Origin of the sequence: Niveibacterium sp. 24ML, assembly GCF_026586805.1 — a bacterium.
Taxonomy (GTDB): Bacteria; Pseudomonadota; Gammaproteobacteria; order Burkholderiales; family Rhodocyclaceae; genus Niveibacterium.
Genome location: NZ_JAPFHA010000002.1, coordinates 118192 through 140445, shown reverse-complemented (window position 1 = coordinate 140445; position 22254 = coordinate 118192). Strand labels below are relative to the sequence as shown.

The 22254-nt window shown below is 65.8% G+C and carries 23 protein-coding genes; 11 read left to right on the top strand and 12 right to left on the bottom strand.

Features of this window, described 5'->3' with window-relative positions:
* The first annotated feature begins 73 nt into the window (after positions 1-73).
* Positions 74-1294, top strand: a complete 1221-nt coding sequence (locus OPU71_RS02280) for a CaiB/BaiF CoA transferase family protein (RefSeq protein WP_267724616.1) — start codon at positions 74-76, stop codon at positions 1292-1294.
* A 70-nt stretch (positions 1295-1364) separates the two neighbouring features.
* On the top strand, positions 1365-2201 hold the full coding sequence (locus OPU71_RS02275; RefSeq protein ID WP_267724614.1) for a class I SAM-dependent methyltransferase: 837 nt from the start codon (positions 1365-1367) through the stop codon (positions 2199-2201).
* Between the two features lie 7 nt (positions 2202-2208).
* Here OPU71_RS02275 and OPU71_RS02270 read toward each other — a convergent pair whose 3' ends face one another.
* The 5 genes from OPU71_RS02270 to OPU71_RS02250 form a co-directional block, all read right to left on the bottom strand.
* A complete protein-coding gene (locus OPU71_RS02270) occupies positions 2209-3555 on the bottom strand; it encodes an N-acyl amino acid synthase FeeM domain-containing protein (RefSeq protein WP_267724612.1) in 1347 nt (448 codons plus the stop codon).
* Between the two features lie 95 nt (positions 3556-3650).
* Positions 3651-5000, bottom strand: coding sequence for a 3-oxoacyl-ACP reductase (locus tag OPU71_RS02265; protein ID WP_267724610.1), 1350 nt, complete (start codon positions 4998-5000; stop codon positions 3651-3653).
* 5 nt (positions 5001-5005) lie between these two features.
* Complete coding sequence (locus OPU71_RS02260) at positions 5006-6289, bottom strand: acetyl-CoA C-acetyltransferase (RefSeq protein ID WP_267724608.1); 1284 nt, start codon at positions 6287-6289, stop codon at positions 5006-5008.
* Positions 6290-6449: 160 nt separating this feature from the next.
* Complete coding sequence (locus tag OPU71_RS02255; RefSeq protein ID WP_267724606.1) at positions 6450-7181, bottom strand: transporter substrate-binding domain-containing protein; 732 nt, start codon at positions 7179-7181, stop codon at positions 6450-6452.
* Positions 7182-7195: 14 nt separating this feature from the next.
* Positions 7196-8830: a methyl-accepting chemotaxis protein gene (locus OPU71_RS02250; RefSeq protein ID WP_267724604.1), complete on the bottom strand. Its 1635-nt coding sequence runs from the start codon at positions 8828-8830 to the stop codon at positions 7196-7198.
* Between the two features lie 140 nt (positions 8831-8970).
* Here OPU71_RS02250 and OPU71_RS02245 point away from each other — a divergent pair, with 140 nt between their 5' ends.
* The 5 genes from OPU71_RS02245 (at position 8971) to OPU71_RS02225 (ending at position 12661) form a co-directional block, all read left to right on the top strand.
* On the top strand, positions 8971-9840 hold the full coding sequence (locus OPU71_RS02245) for a Rossmann-like and DUF2520 domain-containing protein (RefSeq protein WP_267724602.1): 870 nt from the start codon (positions 8971-8973) through the stop codon (positions 9838-9840).
* A 121-nt stretch (positions 9841-9961) separates the two neighbouring features.
* Positions 9962-10360 carry a hypothetical protein gene (locus OPU71_RS02240; RefSeq protein WP_267724599.1) on the top strand — a complete coding sequence of 133 codons (399 nt, stop codon included), beginning with the start codon at positions 9962-9964 and terminating at the stop codon, positions 10358-10360.
* Positions 10361-10638: 278 nt separating this feature from the next.
* Positions 10639-11307 carry a class I SAM-dependent methyltransferase gene (locus tag OPU71_RS02235; protein WP_267724598.1) on the top strand — a complete coding sequence of 223 codons (669 nt, stop codon included), beginning with the start codon at positions 10639-10641 and terminating at the stop codon, positions 11305-11307.
* 56 nt (positions 11308-11363) lie between these two features.
* Positions 11364-12053 (top strand): RluA family pseudouridine synthase, encoded by a 690-nt coding sequence (locus tag OPU71_RS02230; RefSeq protein WP_267724593.1) that lies wholly within the window; start codon positions 11364-11366, stop codon positions 12051-12053.
* Between the two features lie 50 nt (positions 12054-12103).
* The gene (locus tag OPU71_RS02225; protein WP_267724591.1) at positions 12104-12661 is read left to right on the top strand and encodes a flavin reductase family protein; all 558 of its coding nucleotides are present in this window, start codon (positions 12104-12106) and stop codon (positions 12659-12661) included.
* A 6-nt stretch (positions 12662-12667) separates the two neighbouring features.
* Here the strand turns inward: OPU71_RS02225 and OPU71_RS02220 are convergent, their stop codons facing one another.
* Positions 12668-13438 carry an N-acetylmuramoyl-L-alanine amidase gene (locus tag OPU71_RS02220; protein WP_267724587.1) on the bottom strand — a complete coding sequence of 257 codons (771 nt, stop codon included), beginning with the start codon at positions 13436-13438 and terminating at the stop codon, positions 12668-12670.
* Between the two features lie 146 nt (positions 13439-13584).
* Here OPU71_RS02220 and OPU71_RS02215 point away from each other — a divergent pair, with 146 nt between their 5' ends.
* Complete coding sequence (locus OPU71_RS02215; protein ID WP_267724585.1) at positions 13585-14463, top strand: metallophosphoesterase family protein; 879 nt, start codon at positions 13585-13587, stop codon at positions 14461-14463.
* Positions 14464-14512: 49 nt separating this feature from the next.
* On the opposite strand, the gene OPU71_RS02210 is transcribed toward OPU71_RS02215, so the two are convergent.
* The 3 genes from OPU71_RS02210 to OPU71_RS02200 form a co-directional block, all read right to left on the bottom strand.
* Complete coding sequence (locus OPU71_RS02210; RefSeq protein ID WP_267724583.1) at positions 14513-15442, bottom strand: VTT domain-containing protein; 930 nt, start codon at positions 15440-15442, stop codon at positions 14513-14515.
* A gap of 71 nt (positions 15443-15513) precedes the next feature.
* A complete protein-coding gene (locus OPU71_RS02205; RefSeq protein ID WP_267724580.1) occupies positions 15514-17283 on the bottom strand; it encodes a diguanylate cyclase domain-containing protein in 1770 nt (589 codons plus the stop codon).
* Positions 17284-17369: 86 nt separating this feature from the next.
* Positions 17370-18293, bottom strand: coding sequence for a LysR family transcriptional regulator (locus tag OPU71_RS02200; protein WP_267724578.1), 924 nt, complete (start codon positions 18291-18293; stop codon positions 17370-17372).
* A 121-nt stretch (positions 18294-18414) separates the two neighbouring features.
* Here OPU71_RS02200 and OPU71_RS02195 point away from each other — a divergent pair, with 121 nt between their 5' ends.
* From OPU71_RS02195 to OPU71_RS02185, 3 genes are all read left to right on the top strand, one after another.
* Positions 18415-18831: an organic hydroperoxide resistance protein gene (locus OPU71_RS02195; RefSeq protein ID WP_267724576.1), complete on the top strand. Its 417-nt coding sequence runs from the start codon at positions 18415-18417 to the stop codon at positions 18829-18831.
* 17 nt (positions 18832-18848) lie between these two features.
* Positions 18849-19856, top strand: a complete 1008-nt coding sequence (locus tag OPU71_RS02190) for an NADP-dependent oxidoreductase (RefSeq protein ID WP_267724573.1) — start codon at positions 18849-18851, stop codon at positions 19854-19856.
* Between the two features lie 184 nt (positions 19857-20040).
* A complete protein-coding gene (locus tag OPU71_RS02185) occupies positions 20041-20175 on the top strand; it encodes a hypothetical protein (RefSeq protein ID WP_267724571.1) in 135 nt (44 codons plus the stop codon).
* A 33-nt stretch (positions 20176-20208) separates the two neighbouring features.
* On the opposite strand, the gene OPU71_RS02180 is transcribed toward OPU71_RS02185, so the two are convergent.
* The 3 genes from OPU71_RS02180 to OPU71_RS02170 form a co-directional block, all read right to left on the bottom strand.
* Positions 20209-20658: a ClpXP protease specificity-enhancing factor gene (locus OPU71_RS02180; RefSeq protein ID WP_267724569.1), complete on the bottom strand. Its 450-nt coding sequence runs from the start codon at positions 20656-20658 to the stop codon at positions 20209-20211.
* Positions 20659-20784: 126 nt separating this feature from the next.
* Positions 20785-21381, bottom strand: a complete 597-nt coding sequence (locus OPU71_RS02175; RefSeq protein WP_267724567.1) for a glutathione S-transferase N-terminal domain-containing protein — start codon at positions 21379-21381, stop codon at positions 20785-20787.
* Between the two features lie 111 nt (positions 21382-21492).
* Positions 21493-22248 (bottom strand): cytochrome c1, encoded by a 756-nt coding sequence (locus OPU71_RS02170; protein WP_267724565.1) that lies wholly within the window; start codon positions 22246-22248, stop codon positions 21493-21495.
* Between the last annotated feature and the right edge of the window lie 6 nt (positions 22249-22254).

Sequence of the window (22254 nt, the reverse complement as noted above, 5' to 3'; positions counted from 1 at the left end):
TCGTGACCTTGCATTCCTTTGACTTTCTTCGTGGCCCGCTGCGCCCCTTCGCGCCTTTGTGGTGAAAGCGAACATGCCCTCCGCCCTCTCCCATCTCCGCGTGCTGGACCTCTCCCGCGTACTGGCCGGCCCCTGGGCCACGCAGCTCTTGGGCGACCTTGGCGCGGAAATCATCAAGATCGAGCGCCCCGGCAGCGGTGACGACACCCGTGCCTGGGGCCCGCCGTGGATCAAGGACGAGGCGGGCGAGGACACCGACATCGCCGCCTACTACCTGTGCACCAACCGCAACAAGCGCTCGGTGACGATCGACTTCACCCAGCCCGAAGGCCAGGCGTTGGTACGCGAGCTGGCGATGCAGTGCGATGTGCTGGTCGAGAACTTCAAGGTTGGCGGGCTGGCACAGTACGGGCTGGACTACGCCACGCTGTCGGCGTTGAACCCGCGCCTGATCTACTGCTCGATCACCGGCTTCGGGCAGGACGGCCCCTACGCCGAGCGCGCCGGCTACGACTTCCTGATCCAGGGCATGGGCGGGCTGATGAGCCTGACAGGCCAGCCGGACGGCCCGCCCACCAAGGTGGGCGTCGCCCTCACCGACATCCTGACCGGGCTTTACGCCAGCAACGCCATCCTCGCCGCCCTGGCATGGCGCGAGCGCAGCGGCAAGGGCCAGCACATCGACCTCGCCCTGCTCGACGTGCAGGTCGCCTGCCTCGCCAACCAGGCGATGAACTACCTCGCCAGCGGGCGCGCGCCGCAGCGCATGGGCAACGCCCACCCGAACATCGTCCCTTACGACGCCTTCCCCACCGCCGATGGCCACATGATCCTGGCGATCGGCAACGACGGCCAGTTCGCCCGGCTCTGCCAGGAAGCCGGCACCGACTGGGCGCAAGACGAACGCTTCGCGACCAACGCCGCGCGCGTGAAGCACCGCGACACACTGATTCCCGCGATGCACGCAGTCACCCGCACCCGCAGCACCGCCGCGTGGATCGCCGCACTGGAAAGCGCCGCCGTGCCCTGCGGCCCGATCAACACCCTCGACCAGGTCTTCGCCGACGCGCAGGTGCAGCACCGCGGGATGCGGGTCGAGATGGCCCACCCCACGGCCGGCCCGCTGCCCTTGGTCGGCAACCCGGTCGGACTGTCCGCAACCCCCGTCAGCTACAGCAGCGCGCCGCCAATTCTCGGGGCAGACACGATCCCCGTGCTGCAAACCCTGCTGGGCAAGCGCAAGGACGAAGTCGAGACGCTTGCCGCCCGGGGCGTCATCAAGGCGCAACGCTGAAGGGCAGGCGGCAGCGCCAAGGCGCATAATCGCGCCCTTGTTTCGCCTCGGCCTGCGCCGCCCATCTGCCATGACCAAGACTTACGACGTCCGCCCCGGCCAATCGCTTGAACTGCTGAAGGAACTGCACATCCTCACGCGCGACGGCAAGATGAACCAGGACAGCCGGCGCAAGCTCAAGCAGGTGTATCACCTGTTCCAGTTCATCGAGCCGCTGCTGCAGGATGTGCTGGCGGCGCACCCGGAAGTCAGCCTTGTGGACCACGGCGCAGGCAAGTCCTACCTGGGCTTCATCCTCTACGACCTGTTCTTCAAGGAGTCCGCCCGGCAGGGGCATGTGTGGGGCATCGAGACGCGCGAGGAACTTGTCACCCGCTCACGCGACTTGGCCACCCGCCTGGGTTTTGGTGGCATGAGCTTCCTGAATCTGTCGGTGGCTGATTCGATCACGTCGAGTGCGTTGCCCGAACGGATCGATGTCGTGACCGCGCTGCACGCCTGCAACACCGCCACCGATGACGCGATCCGCTTCGCGCTGGCCAAGCGCGCGCGCCACATCGTGCTGGTGCCCTGCTGCCAGGCGGAAGTGGCCGCGGTGCTGCGGAAGAACAAGGGCAAGGCACTGAAGTCGACGCTCACCGAGCTGTGGCGCCACCCGATCCACACGCGCGAATTCGGCAGTCAGGTCACCAACGTGCTGCGCTGCCTGCAACTGGAAGCGCACGGCTACCAGGTCAACGTGACCGAGCTGGTGGGCTGGGAGCACTCGATGAAGAACGAGCTGATCATCGCCACCGACAAGCAACTGCCCCGTCGCCGCCCCAGCGAGCGCCTGCAGGAACTCTTGCAGACGCTGGGGATCGAGGAATTGGGCGAACGCTTCTTCGTCCCGGCAGGGCCGGTGTAAGCGAACCTCAGGCTGCGCGGACTGGCGCCTGGGTCGTGCCCGAAGAGGTCGATGCGAGGAAGCGGGTCGCGTCGCCCAGTTCGTCATGCGTGCGCGCCATGCGAAGGGCCCGCACGAACTTGAGCCACACCTCGTCCGGCTCCTTGAGCTTGAACATCAGGATGGTCTTGCTCACCCGCCCGTGCCGCAGCACGAACACCTTCAGCACGCAACGATCCGACTCGCCGAGCTCGATGTACGCAGTGCCTTCGGTTGTCAGCGGAATCTCGCTGTCGCAAGTCGCGCGGAAGCCGGTCCGCGAACACTCGATCACCTTCATCGGGTAGCTGATTGGCTTGGCCGAGCCGGGCAGCATCACCTTGAACTCGGCCGGGCACATCACCGAGAAGCGTTGATGCTGACGGTGGCGCAGTTCGGTGTGCTGCGTGTTGCCCGGCAAGGGCGGCAAGTAGGCCTTGTAGGCCGGCAAATCGTAGATCGCGTGCAGCAAGACCCGCTCGCGTTCGGTTGCGCGGCGGAATGCATCGGTCTCGCGGTTGAAGAAGTGATTGATCAGCGCAGGCGTCATCACCGGATCATTGGTGGTGAAGAAGCGCTTGTCCGGGAACTGGAAGTGCTTGAGCGTCAGTTCAAGGAAGTAGTGATACAGACTCTTGCCGGGCGGCTTGTTGCGGTATGCGCGGCGATACAGATCCGGCATCTTCTTCAGGTCAAGGTGCGCGCCCACGGCCGGCGCACCGTTAACGAAGTCATAGTGCGCCACCGGGTTCTGCTTGAGGCGGCGGAAGCAGAGCAGGCCTTCGTACATGGGGATGTGGCGCGGGTTCACCGCGATCACGAGATGGCGGGTATCGAAGTACTTCACTGCGTACTCGCGCATGAACTTCATCAAGGGGAACAGCACCTGCCCGCCCTTGTTGCGCCAGCGACGATGCACGGCCAGCGCCGACACTTCGGCGATGTTGCCGCCCTCGGCACGAATCGCGTCGATATCGAAAATCCGCTGCAAGGGGAAACCGAGCGCGCTCTCGCGGATCAGCGAGATGGTGCCCACCACCTGATCGTCGCACTTGGCGAGCAGGGTCGTGGTGGAGGGCAAGGCGTGATACAGCGTCACCCGCATGCCGGAAGGGTCGGGCGCCATGAAGCCAGCACCGACATACGCATCGTGCAGCAGCTTGAAACAGGCGGTCAGCTCGTCTTCGGTTTCAGCGAGCTTGAATACCAGGTTATCCGGCGGCGGCTCCTCAACACGCACGGCATTGCGCATCAGGGCGTATCGCTGGCGGCTGGGTAACCATGACGTGGCAAAGCGCAAGGTTTGCCGGGCGAGGCTTCGAATGCGTCGCTTCATCGCAATGACCAGTGCATGAACGAGGGTAGAGCCGTTCAGTGTAGGACGATTTCCTACGCGAAAGATACCCGTGTCGTCAAAGTTTCATACACTGCTCAGGCGCCAATCAAGGCCAGCCCGCATGCCCGTATCGTGTTGCCGCTCAAGCCCGCGCTGCCCGGCAAAGCCAAGAAGGTTATCAACTCCGCCACATCCCGCGGCTGCCCGCCCTGGCTCGACGCGTTCAGGCGTCTGCCCGCCTCTCGGGGTATCCAGGGGATCTTCGCTGTCATCGGCGTTTCAATGAAACCGGGCGCCACCGCATTGATGCTGATGCCCCGCGCGGCAAGGCCCGTTGCGCGCGCAGCAACATAGCCGATCAGCGCCGCTTTGCTGGTGGCGTAGTTGGTCTGGCCGAAATTCCCGGCGACGCCGCTGACCGATGAAAGGCAGACGATCCGCCCGCCATCGCGCAAGCCCCCGGCCAGCAGGGCGTCGTCGATCGCGGCGATCGCCGCAAAGTTCACCGCGATCACCTGCTGCCAGAGTTCCGGCTTCATGTTGGCGAGGGTCTTGTCGCGGGTGATCCCGGCGTTGTGCACCATCACGTCGATGCCGCCGAACTTCTCCTGCACGAATGCGCACAGGGCGCTCGGCGCCTGCGCCGTCGCAATATCAAGCACAAGCGGCGTGCCGCGCAGTCGCGCCGCCAGTTCATAAAGCGGATCGCGTGCCGCGGCAACATCCACGCAGACCACGTGAGCCCCCTCTTCGGCAAGGCGCTGAGCCGTCGCAGCGCCGATGCCGCGCGCCGCCCCGGTCACCACCGCCACGCGGCCGGCCAGTTGCCCTGCCGACGTCGCCGGTTCGGTTTCGCTTACCTTTGCACTGACGCAAAACACCTGCCCGGAGACATAAGTGCACCGCACGCCCCCGCAGAAGCGCACCAGCCCGTCCAGGCGCGACTCGGCGCCCGGCGCAACCCGCGCGAGGTTGGCGGTTGCGCCAAGGCGGCCGATCTCTTTGCCCAAAGCGCGCACGAAGCCTTCGATAGCCCGAGCCGTCGCCGCGGCGAGCGGGTCGCCACAATCGGCCGGATCCGCCGCAACCACCAGCACGCGTGCATTGCGCGCCAAACGGCGCATCAGGGGCTGGAACGCGGCATACAGGCTCGCCAGGCTTGCGGGTGTGCCACAGCCGGTGGCATCAAACAGCACCGTGTCGGCGGCACGCCCCTCCGGCAGGGCATCGAAGCACTCGGCGCCGGCATTACGCGCTGCCGTTAGCAAGGCCGGCAACGCCCAGCCGCCGGGTGCGGCACCGACGACCGTGCAGCGCCCGAGCAAGGGCGCTGGCTCGTAGCCACCCGCGGCACGCGCAAGCTGCACCGGGCAGGGAAGGCCCAGCGCGCGCACAAGTCGGCGGCTGTAGCGGCCGTTCGCAAGACGAAGCAACAGGTCAGCCACGGTGCTCAGCGCTCCAGAATCGCCGTCACACCCTGCCCGCCGGCCGCGCAGATCGAGATCAGCCCGCGCCCCGAGCCCTTTTCGGCGAGAAGTTTTGCCAGCGTCGCAAGCACCCGCCCGCCGGTTGCCGCAAACGGGTGGCCCGCCGCGATCGAACTGCCCTTCACGTTCAGGCGGCTGCGGTCGATGCTGCCCAGCGCGCCCGGAAGGCCAAGCTTGTTGCGGCAGAAGTCGTCGCTTTCCCAGGCCGCGAGCGTGCACAGCACCACGGCCGCAAACGCCTCGTGGATCTCGTAGAAGTCGAAGTCCTGCAAGGTCAGCCCAAGCCGCTTGAGCATGCGCGGGATCGCGTAGGCCGGCGCCATCAGCAGGCCTTCGCGTTCGTCGCTGAAATCGACCGCGGCCACTTCGCCGGTAACCAGGTATGCCAGGATCGGCAGGCCCTTGTGCCGTGCCCATTCCTCGCTAGCCAGCAGCACCGCCGAGGCCCCGTCCGTCAGCGGCGATGCGTTCGCGGCGGTGATCGTGCCGCCGTTGCGGTCAAAAGCCGGCGAGAGCTTGGCGAGCTTTTCGATCGACGAATCCGGGCGCAGGTTGTTGTCGCGCGACAAGCCGTGGTAGGGCATCACCAGATCATCGAAGAAGCCCTCGTCGTAGGCTTTTGCCAGGTTCTGGTGGCTGGCCAGCGCCAGCGCGTCCTGGGCCTGCCGCGTGAGACCGTAGCGCCTGGCGGTGATCTCGGCATGCTGGCCCATCGATTTGCCGGTGCGCGGCTCGGCATTGGCGGGCAACTCCGGCACAAGATGCTTCGGGTGCATGGCGCGCAACAGGTGCTTGAAGCGGGCGCGACCGGTCTTTGCCGCATTCAGATCCATCAGGGCGCGCTGCAGACCACGATTGGCCGCCACCGGCGCGTCGGAGGTCGTATCCACCCCACACGCAATCCCCGCATCCATCTGACCCAGCGCAATCTTGTTGGCAACCAGGATCGCAGCCTCAAGCCCGGTGCCACACGCCTGTTGCACGTCGAACGCCGGGGTGTTCGGATGCAAGCCGGACGAGAGCACGCATTCGCGCACCATGTTCCAGTCGCGTGAATGCTTCATCACCGCGCCGCCCACCACCTCGCCCAGGATCTCGCCCTGCAGGCGACAGCGTTCGACCAGGCCGCGCAGGGTGTCGGTCAGCATGGTCTTGTTGCTCAACTGCGCGTAAGCGGTGTTCGAGCGAGCAAACGGAATACGGTTTGCGCCAACAATGGCGACTTTGCGTGGAAGCGCGGCGTGCATGGCAGATTCCTTTTGGCTGAAGCGCGCGGGGCGCCAGACGATCCGGGGCCCGGCTTCGAAGGCGAGCGCCACGCGCCGGGATGCGGCACTGTACGTAGGCGGTCGGAAGCCGGTCAAGGCAGGCGTCCTGGCACCCGCCCCTAAGTCCAAGGTGCCGGCGCTAGCGCGCGAACTTGCCGCCAATCGCCGCATTGATGCGCTCAAGCATGGCATCGGGCACGGCGCGGCTGCAATACAGGTGGCGCGGCTCGCTTTGCGACAAATCCGTGAAGCGCAGCACGGTGACGTCCGCCGGGCCAAGTCCGGCACGCGCGATCAGATAGCTCGCCTCCTCTTCGGTTGCAAGCATCCAGTCGGCCCGCTGGGCCTTGAGCATGCGCACCATCTGTTCGCTTTCGATCGTCACCCACTCGGCAGCGGGCTGCAGTGCCTTCACCAGTTCGGCAACGCGCGAGCCGTAGGTCAGGCCGCGCTTGAGCATCAAGCGTTTTGATCGATCTCGCATCAGGTCCTCGATCCGGACGCGCTCGGGCAAGCCCAGTTCGGCCCGTGCGATGCCGACCATGCCGCGGTCGCGGTACAACGGCGCGGAAAACTTGCCCAGGCGCTCACGCTCCGGGTTGCGGAACAGTCCGACCGCGCAGTCCAGCCCGGCACTGATCTCGATCAGTTTGAACTGCCGCGCAAGCGGAGTCAGTTCCCAGCGGAAGGGCACGCCCGCGGCATTCAAGGCCGCAGCGGCCGGCGTCGCGGTGAGGCCGTAGACGATACCCATCCCACCGCTGATGTTGTAAGGCGGCCGCTCGTTGTAGTGCAGCACCAGTGTCGGCTCATCCGCCCCGGCAACGGCAAGCCAGCACAGCACCAGCGCGGCCAGGCCACGCGCAGCCACCGGACACCTTCGCCTCATTCGAGCCGGAAACGGGCCACCGTGGCGTGCATGTCTGCAGAAATTTTCTCCAACGCGTGGGCCGCCTCGCTGCTCCGCGCGGTTGCCGCCGTGGCTTCCTCTGCATTCGAGGCTATCTGTTCGATACGCTTGGCCACATCGGTGGATGCGCTCGACTGTTCGCGCAGTGCGTCGGAGATTTCGCCCACCACGCCCGCCACGCGTCGCGCCATGTCCTGCAGTTCGGCGATTGCCTGGCCCGCTTCGTTGGTCAGCCGCGCACCGCTCTCGACAGAACTGACGCCATCGTTGATTCCGGCCACCGCCTGGCGGGTTGAAGCCTGGATTGTGCCGATCATCTGGGTGATTTCGCTGGTGGAGTGGGCCGTGCGCTCCGAAAGCTTGCGCACTTCATCGGCCACCACCGCGAAGCCCCGCCCTTGCTCGCCTGCGCGCGCGGCCTCGATCGCGGCATTGAGCGCAAGCAGGTTGGTCTGGTCGGCAATATCCTTGATCACCACCACGATTTCGGAGATGCGGCCGGATTGCCGCTCCAGTTCAGCAATCCGCTCAGCCGCATCCACCACCACTACCTGCACGCGCTCGATTTCCTTCACCGCGGCATCCACCGCCGCACGGCCGGTACGTGCGCGCTGATCGGAATCAAGTGCCAGGCGGGCCGCTTCGCGGGTGTCTTCCGAAACATGGTTGATGGAAACCGTCAGCTGCTCGACGTTGGCGGCAATTGCTGCAGCCGCCGCACTTTCTGCCTGGGCGACGCGCTCCATTTCGTCCACCCCATGCGTGAGCGCATTGGCCGCAGCGGTCAGTTGCCCCGCCTGCGTGTTGGACGCGCTCATGGCCGCGCGCAGGGAGTCCTGCATCGAGGCAATCGCCTCGATCAGCCGGCCGATCTCATCGCGTCGTCCCGAAGGCAGGCGCCCGGTCAGATCGCCGGCAGCGATCCGGCGGGCAGCATCCACCGCATCCCCCAGGCGCCGGGCAAGGCGCTGTGCCGACAAGTAGGAGAACACAATCGCAATCGCCACGCCCAGGATCAGTGCAATCAGGCTGCCGCGGGTGGCGAGCGCAATGTCGCGCTCGGCCGCAGCGGCCGAAGCCTGCACGCCCTCGGCATTGAACTTCGCCAGCGCGTCGGTCTGATCGCGAAGCGCGTTGGCCGCCTTGACCCACGCCCCCTTGCGCAGGGACTGAGCCTTCTCTTCGTCGCCGGCCTGCAGCAACTGCGCCGCTTCGCCGACAGCGTTGCGGTAGGCATCGAAAGCCACTGCGACGGCATCAACGATCTTCTGTTCTTCGGCTGAGTCGGCCAGCTTGCGGTGGGCAGCAATGGCCGCAGACACGTCCTCGCTGAGCTTCTTCAGTGAAGACTCGATCTTCTGCTTCTCATCCGGGCTGCCCGGCAGCATGTACTCGAGGCTGCGCACGCGATGACGCAAGCGCTCCTGGCTGATCTTCGCGGCCGACTGAACAGAGGGCAGCCAGTCCGTGGCGATCTCCGAAGTGTCCGCACGAATATGCTGAATCTGAACCACACAGAAGATGATCGCGAGGATCAGCACTCCTGAACTCAGCACGAAGCTGACCAGCAGCTTGGCGCGCAAACTCAGATCGTCAAAGAACGTCATCATGGATCCCCCTTGGACGCCCAACGGGCTTGAGCGCCAGTCCAAAAACAGCCGCGCGCTTGCAGCGCAGCATCGCGATGGCACTATTTGCATGCACGATAGGTTAACGGTCACGTCGTCAGCGGACTTGAGAGGGTTTTTCCATGCAGGCCAGCACATCTGAACTCAAACTCATTGGCGCCGGGCGCCTGGGCCGCTCGCTCGCCCGGCTGTGGCACAACGCCGGGGTGCTGCGCATGGGAGATGTGATGGATACGGACCCGGCTGCCACGCAGGGGGCAATCAACTTCATCGGCGCCGGAACGGCCGCCGCAGCGCAGCGGCCCTCCCCGATCACGCTGATCGCAACCCATGATGACGCCATCGCCACCGCTGCCGCCACGCTGGCGGCGAGCGGCGTAGTGCGGAACGGCGACATCGTCTTCCACTGCAGTGGCGCGCTCGCCAGTGAGGTGCTCAAACCACTCAAGGCCTGTGGCGCCCACATCGCGAGCGTGCATCCGATGAAGTCGTTCGCCACGCCCGCCAGCGCGGTCTCGCACTTCTCTGGCACGGTCTGTGCGCAGGAAGGCGACGAGGCCGCGCTCGCCGTGCTGGGCCCGCTCTTCGATGCCATCGGCGGGCAGCGCATCACGATCGCCAAGCAGCACAAACTGCTCTACCACGCAGGCGCCGTCATGGCCTGCAATCAACTGGTCGCACTGATGGACGGCGCGCTGCGCTGCCTGCTGGCCGCTGGCGTGCCAAGCGAGGCTGCCTGGCCGGCCCTGCGGCCGCTGATCGACGGCACGCTCGCAAACATTGACCGCGCCGGCACCCGCGCCGCGCTCAGCGGCCCGATCGCGCGGGGCGACCTCGCCACCGTGAAGGCTGAGTGCGCCGCGACCAGCGCGCTCGATCACGATCTTGGTCAGGCCTATGTGACCTTGTCTGCACTGGCCCTTCACCTCACGCCAGCCGGGCATCCGATCCGGCGCGCAGATCTCATCGCAGACCCGATCGCGCACGGCTGAGCCTGCCGACAAATCGGCGGGCGTGCACAAATTCATGACACCGGGTTTTCCCTAGCACCCCCGAATCTATGCATTCAGGGTATTCTCTGCAGCGCCCACAAACAATTCCAAAGGCATAGACATGTTCGAGGCGACAAAGGAGTTGCAGGAAACCAACTTCATGGGCGGCATCGATGTGATGCTCGCCGAACTCGAAACGCCCATCGACGCCCCGCGCGCGGTCACACCCGAGGAGCCGGTTCTTCCTCCTGGCGCGACCCGGCTTTCGAACCGCTACGTCCGTGGCCGCATCAGTGGCTGGTGGATCGCGAATCAGGAACGCGATCTGATGGTTACCGAAAGCGCCGCGCTGATCGGCTCGATCCTGCGCAGCCGTCGAGGTAGCACCACCGCAATCGTGGCTTACGACCCGCTGAGCAAGCGCATCGAAACCACCTCTGGCAGCATCTACGAACTAGGCATGCCCGACACGGCATTTGCCGCACGCGGCAGGCATGTGCTGCGCAAGCTCGGCTTCTGATTCCGCCCGGGAGCGCTCGGCCCACAAGGCCTCGATCCCCCAGTTCCGCTGGCAGCGCGATTGTCCTGCCCAGCACAAGCAGCTAGACTGCAGACCTGAACCGGCGGCAGAACCGCCGGTTTTTGTTTCTGTTCTGCCCCCGCGAAATGGCCTCCGGCCCCGCACCCGCTTCGGTGAAGCCTCGTGCCTGTTCAACCCGAACATTTCCCTGATGCACGACGCCACCCAATGCCTTCGATCGCGCCCGCGTGCGTTCGTCGGCCAGGAAAGAAGCATTCATGCCGGGCTACCTTGTCAAACTTGAAAGCATCGCCATCACCGGCGTTGCGAACATCCAGATCCGATCCCTGCTCGATCGCGAGCAGTTCTCCGACCCGCTCGGCGAGGCCGAGGCAATGGGCATCAGCTCGGCGGCCTGGCCCTTGTTCGGACTGGTCTGGCCATCGGGCCGGGTGCTGGCAGGCGAAATGGCCGTCCGTGATCTGGCCGGCCTGCGCATCCTGGAAGTGGGCTGCGGCCTTGCGATCGCAAGCCTGATCGCGCACCGTCGCCTGGCCGATGTCACCGCCAGCGACTGCCATCCACTGGCACGCAGCTTCATCAACGAGAACCTGCGCCTCAACGGGCTGCCGCCGATGAAATACCTCACCGGCGACTGGGCCACGCATAGCGAAGCGCTGGGCCGCTTCGACCTCATCATCGGCAGCGATGTGCTCTACGAACGGGACGAGCGCGGCCAGCTGGCCGGATTCATCCAGCGCCACGCCGCGCCAAGCGCCGAAGTTCTGATCGTCGACCCGGATCGGGGCAACCGGCCGCACTTCAGTCGCCACATGAAACACAACGGTTTCACGCTGACCGAAACCCGCGCAGACTGCGAACACGAAGCCGTGGCCTACCGTGGCCGATTGCTGCGTTACCTGCGCGAAGCGCCGCTCGCAGCCTGATCCGGCCAGCACTCTGCGGTAGAGTCGCATCCGATTCGCGCTTCCGATGCCTGCCAATGCTTCACTGCCCGCCCAGCCTGCCAAGCGGATTCCGCCTGCTCTACGCCGACGACGCGCTGCTCGCGCTCGACAAGCCTGCCGGGCTGCTCTCAGTGCCCGGACGCGGCGAAGACAAGCAGGATTGCCTCTCGGCGCGCGTACAAGCCAGCTACCCGGATGCGCAGATCGTGCACCGGCTGGACATGGCGACCTCCGGCATCTTGCTGATGGCGCGCGGCGCGCCCATGCAACGCCTGCTCAGCATCGCCTTCCAGACGCGCGCGCTTGAAAAGCACTACGTCGCCATCGTGAGCGGGCTCATGCCGGACGATGCAGGCAGCATCGACCTCCCGCTCGCGGCCGACTGGCCCCAACGCCCGCGCCAGAAAGTCGATCTGCACCTTGGCAAGCCCTCGCTGACGCATTGGCAAGTGCTCGCGCGCGACCCGGTTCAAGGCCGTTCGACGGTTCGGCTCACGCCGGTGACGGGCCGCAGTCACCAGCTGCGGGTGCACCTGCAGGCGCTGGGCCACCCGATTCTTGGCGATGCCCTGTACGCCAGCGGGGCCGATGCGGCACACCCGCGCCTGATGCTGCATGCCTGCACGCTCAGGCTCGCCCACCCGCTAACCGGCGCACCGCTCGAAATCAACTGCCCGGCGCCCTTCCTGCCCGATGGGCTGGACCGCCAGCCCGCTTGCGCTTGACACCGCAGCGACGGGCCGCACAACAGAACGCACTGCCTCACGGAGCCCCCATGCGAACCCCTGTCGATCTCTCGAAAGCCTATCGTTTGCTCAACCATGGTCCGGTCACCCTGGTCAGCAGTGCGCACGGTGGGCACCAGAACGTGATGGCCGCCGCCTGGTGCATGCCGCTGGACTTCTCTCCGCCCAAGGTGGCGGTGGTCATCGACAAGAGCACCTACACCCGCGAGCTGGTCGAAGCCTCGGGCGAGTTCGTGCTCAACATCCCCGGCCGGGCCATTGCGGCGCAGGTCATCGGGGCGGGAGGCCAGTCGGGGCGTTCGCTGGACAAGTTCAGTGCGTTGGGAATCGGCCGCCTGCCCGCCGACAGACTTGCCGCACCGCTGATTGCCGGCTGCGTGGGCTGGCTGGAGTGCCGCGTGATCCGCGAACCGCACAACGAGCAGGCCTACGACCTGTTCCTGGGCGAAGTGATTGCCGCCTCGGCGGATGCGCGTGTATTCCGCGATGGGCACTGGCATTTCGACGACGCCGATGCGGCGCTGCGCACCCTGCACTATGTGGCGGGCGGGCAGTTCTATGTCAGTGGTGAATCGCTCAGCGTGTAGACCGCCTCAGGGCTCGGTCACCGCGCGCGCCTGCGCCACGAGGCACGCGACCAGAGCCGGATCGAGCGCCGCCAGGCCCGCTTGCGGCGCGCCGTAGTGCAAGGCAAAGGCCATCGCGGCGGCATCCGGCGAAGCCAGTTCGTAGCCCAGTGCCTGCAGCCCGAGCGCCACGTCAAACCCGGCCGGCGCGGCGGCCAGCGGAGGATCGCACCACAGCCCGAAGCCGCGCAGAGCCATCTCGCGCCACGGGAAGTGGGCAGACGGGTCCACCTTGCGGCCCGGCGCGACGTCCGCGTGGCCAACATAGGCCAGCGGTGTGAGCCGGTGGCGGGCACGCAGATCGTCGAGCAGACGATAAAGCGCGGCCATCTGTGCGGCCGGGAAGGGTTCGTCGCCATTGTTGTCGAGTTCAATGCCGATCGAGGCGGAATTGACGTCGGTGATCGCCCCCCAGCGCGCGCGGCCCGCGTGCCAAGCGCGGTCGGCCTCGTCCACCAGCTGGATCAGCCGCCCGTCGCGCGCAATCAGGTAGTGGGCACTGACCTCACGCAGCGGATCGCGCAGGGTTCGAAGCGCCGATTCATGACTGCTGCTTGAGGTGTGATGAATCACCACCAGACTGACGCGCCGCGCACTGACGTTCGGCGAAATCTTGACGTCGTCGGCGAGCGGATTGCGCTGGAAACCAGGCGCGCAGGCAGCCAGCGCAGCCAGCGCGGCGGCCGCCATGAGAACCCGCAGAACAAGTGAAAGACCCGGTCGTCGCATGCCGCGCATGGTGAGGCATCCTGCCCGCTTGCGCCAAGCCCACCGCCGCGCGTGCGCGGCCCAGCAAGGTCGCCACCTGCGCCGATGCACCACGGCCCCGAGGCCGCGCGCCGAACTGCTACGCTCAGCGAATTGCCACTCTTGCTGTCGAAGCCATGCGCGCGCTCTGCTGTCTTGCCCTGCTACTGCCCCTTGCCACCCACGCCGCCAGCGATAAGCCCGCGGTGATCTACGCGATCGGCGACATTGCCGATTGCAACAGCAATGCGCACCGCGCGCTTGCCGAGCTGATCGCTGCCGACCGCGCTCGCCTGCCCAAGCGCAGCGAATCGCGCCTGCTCTTGCTCGGCGATCTGGTCTACCCGCACGGCACCGCGGCCGAATTCGCCGATTGCTTCGACCCGGTGTGGGGGCGCTTCAGACGCGAAATCCTGGCCGTCCCCGGCAATCATGACTACGCCACCGCCAACGGCGCGCCCTTCTACGCGTACATCGGCCCGCCAGCGGCGCCGAACGGCTATTTCAGCGTCGATCTGGGGCGCTGGCGCATCCTGGGGCTGAACAGCAACATCGCCATGGACAAGGACTCGGCGCAAGGCCGCTGGCTCAGCGACACCCTTGCCGGCAACACGCGGCGCTGCACGCTGGCAATGTGGCACCACCCGCGCTTCTCAAGCGGGGCTCATGGCAACGCAGCGGGCACCCAGGCGATCTGGCAGGCGCTTGCCGATGCGCGGGTGGCCGTCGCACTCGCCGGGCATGACCATCACTACGAACGCAACACGCCGCTGGATGCGGCCGGGCAAGCAAACCCGCTTGGCACACGGAGTTTTGTCGTGGGCACCGGCGGTGCGTCGCCGTATCGGGTGCGTGAGCCGGCCCCGCCCATCACCGAAGCCCGCCGTGCCGGGCGGCACGGCTACCTCAGGCTGGAACTCGACGCCGCGCAATACCGCTGGCGCTTCGTCAGTCTGCCGGACGGCGAGGTGCTGGACGCTGGCGAGGGCCACTGCCCGCCCGCCCCGGCAGGCTGAGCGATCAAGCGCACGCCGCCGGTCAGCGCATGGGCATCATCGGCTGATGTCAGGCGCCGGCGAGGGCCGGGTGCGCCTTCCAGGCCTCGAATCCGCCGGTGAGCGGGCGGACCTGGCGGTAGCCAAGCTTCTTGATCTCGCGCGCGGCGTGCACCGCGCCGGCGTCTTCCGGGCAGGCGCAAAGCGTGACGACCAGCGCATCGCGCGGCCACTGGGCCACCGCGGCGTCGAGCGCATCGTACTGGGCGACCACCGCCGCGGCGATTTCGCCGGTTTCCGCGCGCAAGCTGGCGCCGCGCAGATCCAGCACGCGGACCGGCACGCCCGCTGCCATGGCCGAGGCCAACTCGTTGGGCGAGATATGCGGCATGGCAGCGGCACGCTCGAAGCGCCGCCGCTGCCACAGCTTCCAGCCCAACCAGAGCAGCGCACCGATGGCGATCACGATCAGGGCGTCGGCCCCATGCTGCAGCGCCCAGCCCATGAACCATTCGATCTGCTCTCGCAGTAGCAGGCCTGCCAGCAGCGCGAATCCGGCCCACAGCGCGGCGCCGATCGCGGCAGCGAGCAGGAAGGTCGGCAAGGGCATGCGCAAGGCACCCGCAATGGGTGGCGCAACGGTAGAAAACCCGGGCACGAACTTCGCGATCACGAGCGACCAGATCCCCCAACGCAGGAAGCGCGCCTCAGTCTGGCTGACGCAGGAACCGGGGTTGATCGAGAGGCGGCAAAGCCCGTTCAGCACCCGGTAGCCAAACGCCCGCCCAGCCAGATACCAGATTGCGTCGGCCAACACCGATGCCAGTACCGCGGCCAGCAGCATGCCCAGCAAGGCAGGCGTGCCCTGCGCAAGACTGCCGGCTGCCACCAGCGTGGGCACGGCCGGTACCGGCAAGCCGAGCTGTTGCAGCAAGACGTTCAGAAACACGAGGGCGCTGCCTTGCGTTTGCAAGGCGGCGGCAATATCAGCGTTATCCATGCGAACACAATCGGGGCGCGGGTCGGAATTTCCAGTCGCATCCGGCCCCGCCCAAGGGCGCGCGCAACACCTCAGGCATTGCCATCATCGGCGTGGATCGGGGAAGTTTCACCACGCGCGCTGAACTTGCGTGCATACATTTCGTGATCTGCACTGCGCATCAGGGGCTCGGCCTCGTCGCCGTCCTGCGGGAAGAGCGCAAGGCCGACCGCCCCGCCCAAAGCGGTGCTGCCCAGCGCGCTCACGTCAACGCTCCGCAAAGGCTGAGCCAGCACATGCTCGATGTGTTCGCGCACGCGCTCTGCCTGGGCACGATCGGCCACGCGGTCGAGCAGCAGCACGAACTCGTCGCCCGCGTAACGCGCAACAAAGTCGCTGGCGCGCACCGCGTCGCGCAGGCGCTCGGCAATCTCGATCAGAACCTTGTCGCCGGCCTCATGCCCAAGACGATCATTGACCTGCTTGAAGTAGTTCAGATCGACGAAGAGCACCGCAAACGGCGAGTCGTCGGCCGCGCGGCGATGTTGTCCGATGCGCCCGCCCAGCCGCCGCATGAAGGCGTCGCGGTTGGCCAGGCCGGTCAGGCGGTCGGTCCGCAGGCGCTCCTGCATGGCCTCGAAACTGCGGGCCAACTGGCCGATTTCGTCCTTGCGATGCACGCCCACCGGCGAATCCAGATCGCCGTCGCCGATCGCACGGGCCGATTGCGACAGGCGGCGCAGATCGCCGGTGACCCAGCCCAGGATGCGCAAACCGAGGGCGATCGCGAGCAAGGCGGCGATGCCGCCGACGATGGCCGTGCGCACCACGTTCTCGGTCACGCCCTGCATGAAGTCGCTCGCCGGCACCGCGACAACGGTAATCCACTCCAGCCCCGCATCGTCCTTCACCCGGTCGAAGGCGGCATGCACGGTTTCGCCCTTGGGGCCCTGGAAGGTGCGGGTCTGCGGCAGTTGCGCGGCCTTCACCGAGGCCAGGGTGTCACGCACTTGCGCGTAGGTAGCCGCCAGCAGGGGATGGCCGCTTTCCGATGCGCCCAGGCGAGCATTGGTGCCGTCGGGCTGCGGCTTGAGGTTGGGGCTGGCGGATGACGCAATCAGCTTGCCGTCCGGCTCGACGATGAATGCGATGCCGTTCTTTGACAGCGCAAGTCGCGAAACAAAGTCGTTCAGCCCGCGCAGCGAGACATCGGTGGCGACCACGCCCTCGAACTCGCCGGCCGCATTGAGCACCCTGCGCGCGCGCGTGGCGACCAGCCCGCCATGGCGAAAGTCGATGTACACCGCCGTCCAGGTGTGTGTTTGCGTACCCTCCCCCGCCTTGAACCAGGGCCGCGCGCGCGGATCGAAGATCTTGGTCTCGCGCGAGGCCTCTTCGAGCGCGCCGCCGATGCCACGGAAGGTGTAGAAGGTGCGCGGGTCTTCCGCGCGCGTCTTGAGCCGCAATTCGCCTTCGCTGACCGAGTTACGCCAGAGCCCGATGAACTGCCCGGCGCGGTTGCCGTAGTAGGCGTAGTTGTTTGGGTCGATATGCAGCGAGGTGGCGATCCACATGCGGGTGCGCAGGGCCTGCAGATCGGTCTCGATCGAGGCCGGCGCCGACATGCCGGCCGGAAACACGGCTTCGAGCACCGCCCCGGAGCCCACCACATGCCGATCCACCGCCTGGCCGATGCGCCCGACGGTTTCGATCAGCAAGTGATCGGACACGGTGGCGACCGCACGCGAACCGGTAAGGTAAGAGATCACGCCGATCACCACCGCCAGGGCAAGAATCAGCGCCACATACGGAACGATGAGCACCTGACGCAGGGAGAAAAGCGAAGGGGTCGGCTGAGTCATTGCTTCAAGCGTGGTCGGACACAGGCTGCGATTGTCGCCGTTACCTGCCCCCGGCGCACAGTGGTTTTTACCCGCAGATGCGGGATTCAGCGGCAATCTGCGAGGGCGGCGGTGATTTCTTCAAAACACAGCGAGCGCAACCACGTGTGCGCGCGGTCGTTGTGCCAGCGCTCGTGCCACAGCAAGGCATAACGGATGTCGGGCACCTCGACCGGGAGTTCAGCTTCTACCAGGCCAAACTGCGGCGCATACAGCCGCGCCAGGGTACGCGGCACGCAGACGAGCATGTCGGTACGCGCGGCCATCGCCATTGCGGCCATGAAATTGAATACCCGCGCCGCAACCCGGCGGCGGCGGCCAACACGTTCGAGGGCGAGATCGACCACGCCGCGCGGGTCACTGCCCCCCAGGTGGATCAGGATCTGCGGGATGCGCACGAAGGCGTCCAGATCGAAGGGCTGCTTCAAGGCCGGATGATCGCCATGCATCAGCGCAACGAAGCGGTCATCCCCCAAGCCGCGGCCATGAATCGCGGCGGGGGCCTGCGATACGGAACTGAGCGCGAGTTCGACGTCGCCACTTTCCAGGCAACGAAAGCCGCTGTCGGTCCGCCAGGGCACCACTGCGATGTCAAGCAAGGGCGCCTCGCGGTGCAGGCGCGAGAGCACGCGCGGAATCATCGAAACCGCGCCGTAGTCGGTGGTACTGATGCGCCACACGCCACGGGCGCTTGCGGGGTCAAAACTCGGCGGGGCCACCAGACCGGCAACATCGGCCAGCGTTGCCTTGAGGCGCTCACGCAGGGCTTCGGCGCGCGGCGTGGGCTGCAAACCGGCGGGCGTGCGCACGAAGAGCGGGTCATCGAAGAGCGTCCGCAGGCGAGCCAAGGTGCGGCTCATCGCCGGCTGGGTCACGCCCAGCCGCTCCGCCGCGCGGGTGACGTTTGCCTCTTGCAGTAGCGCCTGCAGGGCGACCAGCAGGTTCAGGTCGATCTGGTGAAGTTCGGGCACGGCCAGCCATACCAAATAGTCATAGCGCGCATTCTACCCATGCATTGGATTGATGCGCCGCCGCTGGGTAGAGTCTGCCTCACCCGCTGCCCCGGCAGCCTCACCACAGAGAGAACGCACCATGAAAACGCTCTACACCGCAGTTGCCACCGCCACCGGGGGCCGTGAAGGCCGAGCCGTCAGCAGCGACGGCGCACTCGATGTCACCCTCGCACTGCCGCGCGAACTGGGCGGCAGCGGCAAACTCGCTACCAACCCGGAACAACTGTTCGCCGCCGGCTATTCGGCCTGCTTTGAAAATGCGATTCGCCATGTGGCCCGCGCCACCAAGGTTTCGATCACGGAATCCTCGGTGACCGGCCGCGTCGGGATCAGCGCGAACCCAAGCGGTGGCTTCGTGCTGTCAGCGGCGCTCGACGTCAGCCTGCCGGGCATCGAACGCGACACGGCCTTGGCCCTGATCGCCAAAGCGCATGAGGTCTGCCCCTATTCAAACGCCACCCGTGGCAATCTCGACGTCCAGATCACGCTGATCTGATCGCCAAGGAGAACTGCATGTTCCTCGAATCGACCCGCGAAGTCCGCCTCGCATCCCGCCCCACGGGCACGCCGACTGCCGCCAATTTCGAAATCGCCAGCACGCCGGTGCCGCCCCTGAAGGCCGGCGAAGTGCTGGTGAAGAACCTCTGGATGTCGGTAGATCCGTACATGCGTGGCCGCATGGTCGATCGCGAGAGCTATGTGCCGCCCTTCCAGATCGGCAAGCCACTCGACGGCGGCGCGGTGGGCGAAGTGCTCGAATCCACCAGCCCACGCTTCAAGGTAGGCGACGTGGTGCTGCACCAGTTCGGCTGGCGCGAGCACTTCGTCGCCGCCGACACCCAGGTGCATGCAGTGGACACCCGCCTCGCACCGCCACAAGCCTGGCTTGGCGCCATCGGCATGACCGGCATGACGGCCTGGACCGGCCTCACCCGCATCGCCCACATCAAGGCGGGTGAAACCGTGTTCGTCTCGGCCGCCTCGGGTGCAGTTGGCGCGATCGCGGTGCAGATCGCCAAACTACAGGGCTGCCGCGTCGTGGCAAGTGTCGGCAATGAAGAGAAGGCCGCATGGCTGCGCGAGCTGGGCGCCGATGCGGTGATCAACTACCGCACGGCGGGCGACCTGACTGCCGCACTCAAGGCCGCGGCGCCCGAGGGCATCGATGTGTATTTCGAGAACGTCGGCGGTGCCCACCTTGAAGCCGCGCTCAACGTGCTCAAGCCCAACGGCCGCGTGGCCGTGTGCGGCATGATCGAGCAGTACAACGCGACCGAGGCGCCGAAGGGGCCATCGAACATCGCGCTGGTGATCATGAAACGGCTGCGGCTCGAAGGCTTCATCGTGTCCGATCACTGGGGCGCCTACCCGGAATTTGTCGCGCTGATGGCGAAATGGCTGGCCGAAGGGAAGATCCAGACCCGGGAGACGATTCGCGAAGGGCTTGAAGCGGCGCCGGACGCCTTCATCGGCCTGTTCCGCGGCGAGAACACCGGCAAGATGCTGGTTCGCCTGAGCTGACCGCGCCCGCCCACCAGCCTGAGCGCGGCGGGCGTCACTCGGAGCCGGCACGCCTGAGCCCCCATTTCAGGCGGTGCCCCAAGCGGCCAAATCGCCCGTACGCCTCCGCAGCGAAACACCCAAAGAACGTCACGCCCTGCAGTAAGCCCTGAGCTGATGCATCGCCTTACCTTGCGCAGAGACTATGTCGACTCGTCACAAGCTGCGCTTGCTGGACACGATGCTCGAACGTTTCCAGCACGCGATCAGCGATAGCGCAAAAACTTTGGCCGACCTCGTCCAACGCCACGAAGGCGAAGCCGCCCGGTCCCAGGTCTGAAAACAACAACGGCCCCACGGGGCCGTCGTCGTCTTACTTGATCACCCGCAGCCGTGGCCGCGCGCCGCCATCGGGCGGAGGCGGTTCATCTGCGGCAAGCTCGCTGTCTTCAGGTGGCTCCTCCGCCGTGGGCACATCTTCAGGCCCAGCAGACGAGGCATCGGCTTTCAACTCGACTTCGAAAGCCATTCCCTGGCCGTTTTCCCGCGCGTAAATTGCCGCAATGTTGGCAATCGGCACGTAGATCAACTGCGCAACCCCGCCAAAGCGCGCCTGGCAACTGAGCGCCTCGTTGTCGAGGTTGAACTGGTTGGTGGCGTCGGGGGCAACGTTGAGCACGATCTGGCCGTCGCGCACAAAGGCTCGCGGCACACGTACATCGTCATCGACCTGTACCGCCACATGCGGCGTGAAGCCGGAATCGACGCACCACTCGTAGAGGGCACGCACCAGGTAGGGCTTGGTGGACGGAACCTTACTCATTTCAGCTACTCATCATTCCCGCAAAAAGCACCGATCCAAGCCGGGCAGACGCAGCCCCTGCCCGAAGAGGCTACCCGCCGGAGGGATGGGCGAGCCCACGCCTCCTACGGGTCAGCCAAGCCAGTCTTAGCGACGCATTGCCCGCTCTGACGGGGTCAGCGCGTCGATGAAGCCCTGACGCGAGAACACGCGCTCGGCGTATTTGGCGATCGGCGCCGCCGTCTTGGGCAGATCGATCGAGTAGTGCTCAAGGCGCCACAGCAATGGTGCAATGGCCACGTCGAGCATCGAGAACTCTTCGCCCAGCATGAACTTCTGCTTGACGAACATCGGCGCGAGTTGCACCAGTTGGTCGCGGACGTGAGCACGGTTCTTCTCGACGCCCTTGGCGTTCTTTTCCAAGGCTTCGATATGCGAGAACAGCTCGTGCTCAAGCGAATGCAGCAACTGGCGCGCCTTGGCACGCATGATCGGGTCGGCCGGCATCAGTTGCGGATGCGGAAAGCGTTCGTCGATGTATTCGTTGATGATGTTGGGCTCGTACAGAACCAGATCACGATCGACCAGCACTGGCACGCGGTTGTATGGGTTGATGACCGCAATGTCTTCAGGCTTGTTGAAAAGGTCGACGTCGATGACCTGGAAATCCATGCCCTTTTCGTAGAGCACAATCCGGCAGCGGTGGCTGAAGGGGTCCGTCGTACCGGAATACAGGTTCATCATCGTAGGCAATCCCCGCGAAGTAGTTAAATCAGAAATGGACTACGCGCCGCAGAGGCGGCGCGTAGTCCGGACATCTTCGCTACAGGCTTGCACCTGCAGCAGGCGGACGTATCAGTGAACGTCCTTCCAGTAGGCTTTCTTTAGCGCGAATGCGACCAGCGCGAGCAGCGACAGCACAGCAATCACGACCACGCCGATCTGCTTGCGCGTTTGTTGTGCGGGCTCGCCCATCCAGACAATGAACGACACGAGGTCGGCAACGTTCTGGTCATACTCGGCCTTTTCCATCTTGCCGGCCTTGACCACTTCAAAGCCTTCAAAATGCTTGGTCTTGTTGCCGCTTCCGTCATCTTTCTCGGCGAAGCGCGCCACTTGCTCGCCTTGGAGCTCCCAGAGCACATGGGGCATGCCCACGTTCGCGAACACGGTGTTGTTCCAGCCGGTCGGGCGCTTTTCATCGCGGTAGAAGCTGCGCAGGTAGGTGTAGAGCCAGTCCGCGCCGCTGCCAAATTCGGACGCGCGGGCACGGGCGATCACCGTCAGATCGGGCGGCGTTGCACCAAACCAGGCCTTGGCTTCGTCAGCCCGGATCGCAACCTTCATCTGCTCGCCGACCTTGTCGGCGGTGAACATCAGATTGTCGCGGATCTGGTCTTCCGTCAGGCCAATATCCTTCAGGCGGTTGTAACGAAGGAAGCTGGCGCCGTGGCAGTTGAGGCAATAGTTGACGAACAGCTTCGCTCCGTTCTGGAGCGACTTGTTCTCGAAGCTGACCGGTGCCTTGTCCAGATGCAGCTCAGCGCCCGCCGCATTTGCAACGAGCGGCGAAGCCAGCGCTACAAGCGCCACGGCTCGCAGGAATTTCATCGTGCG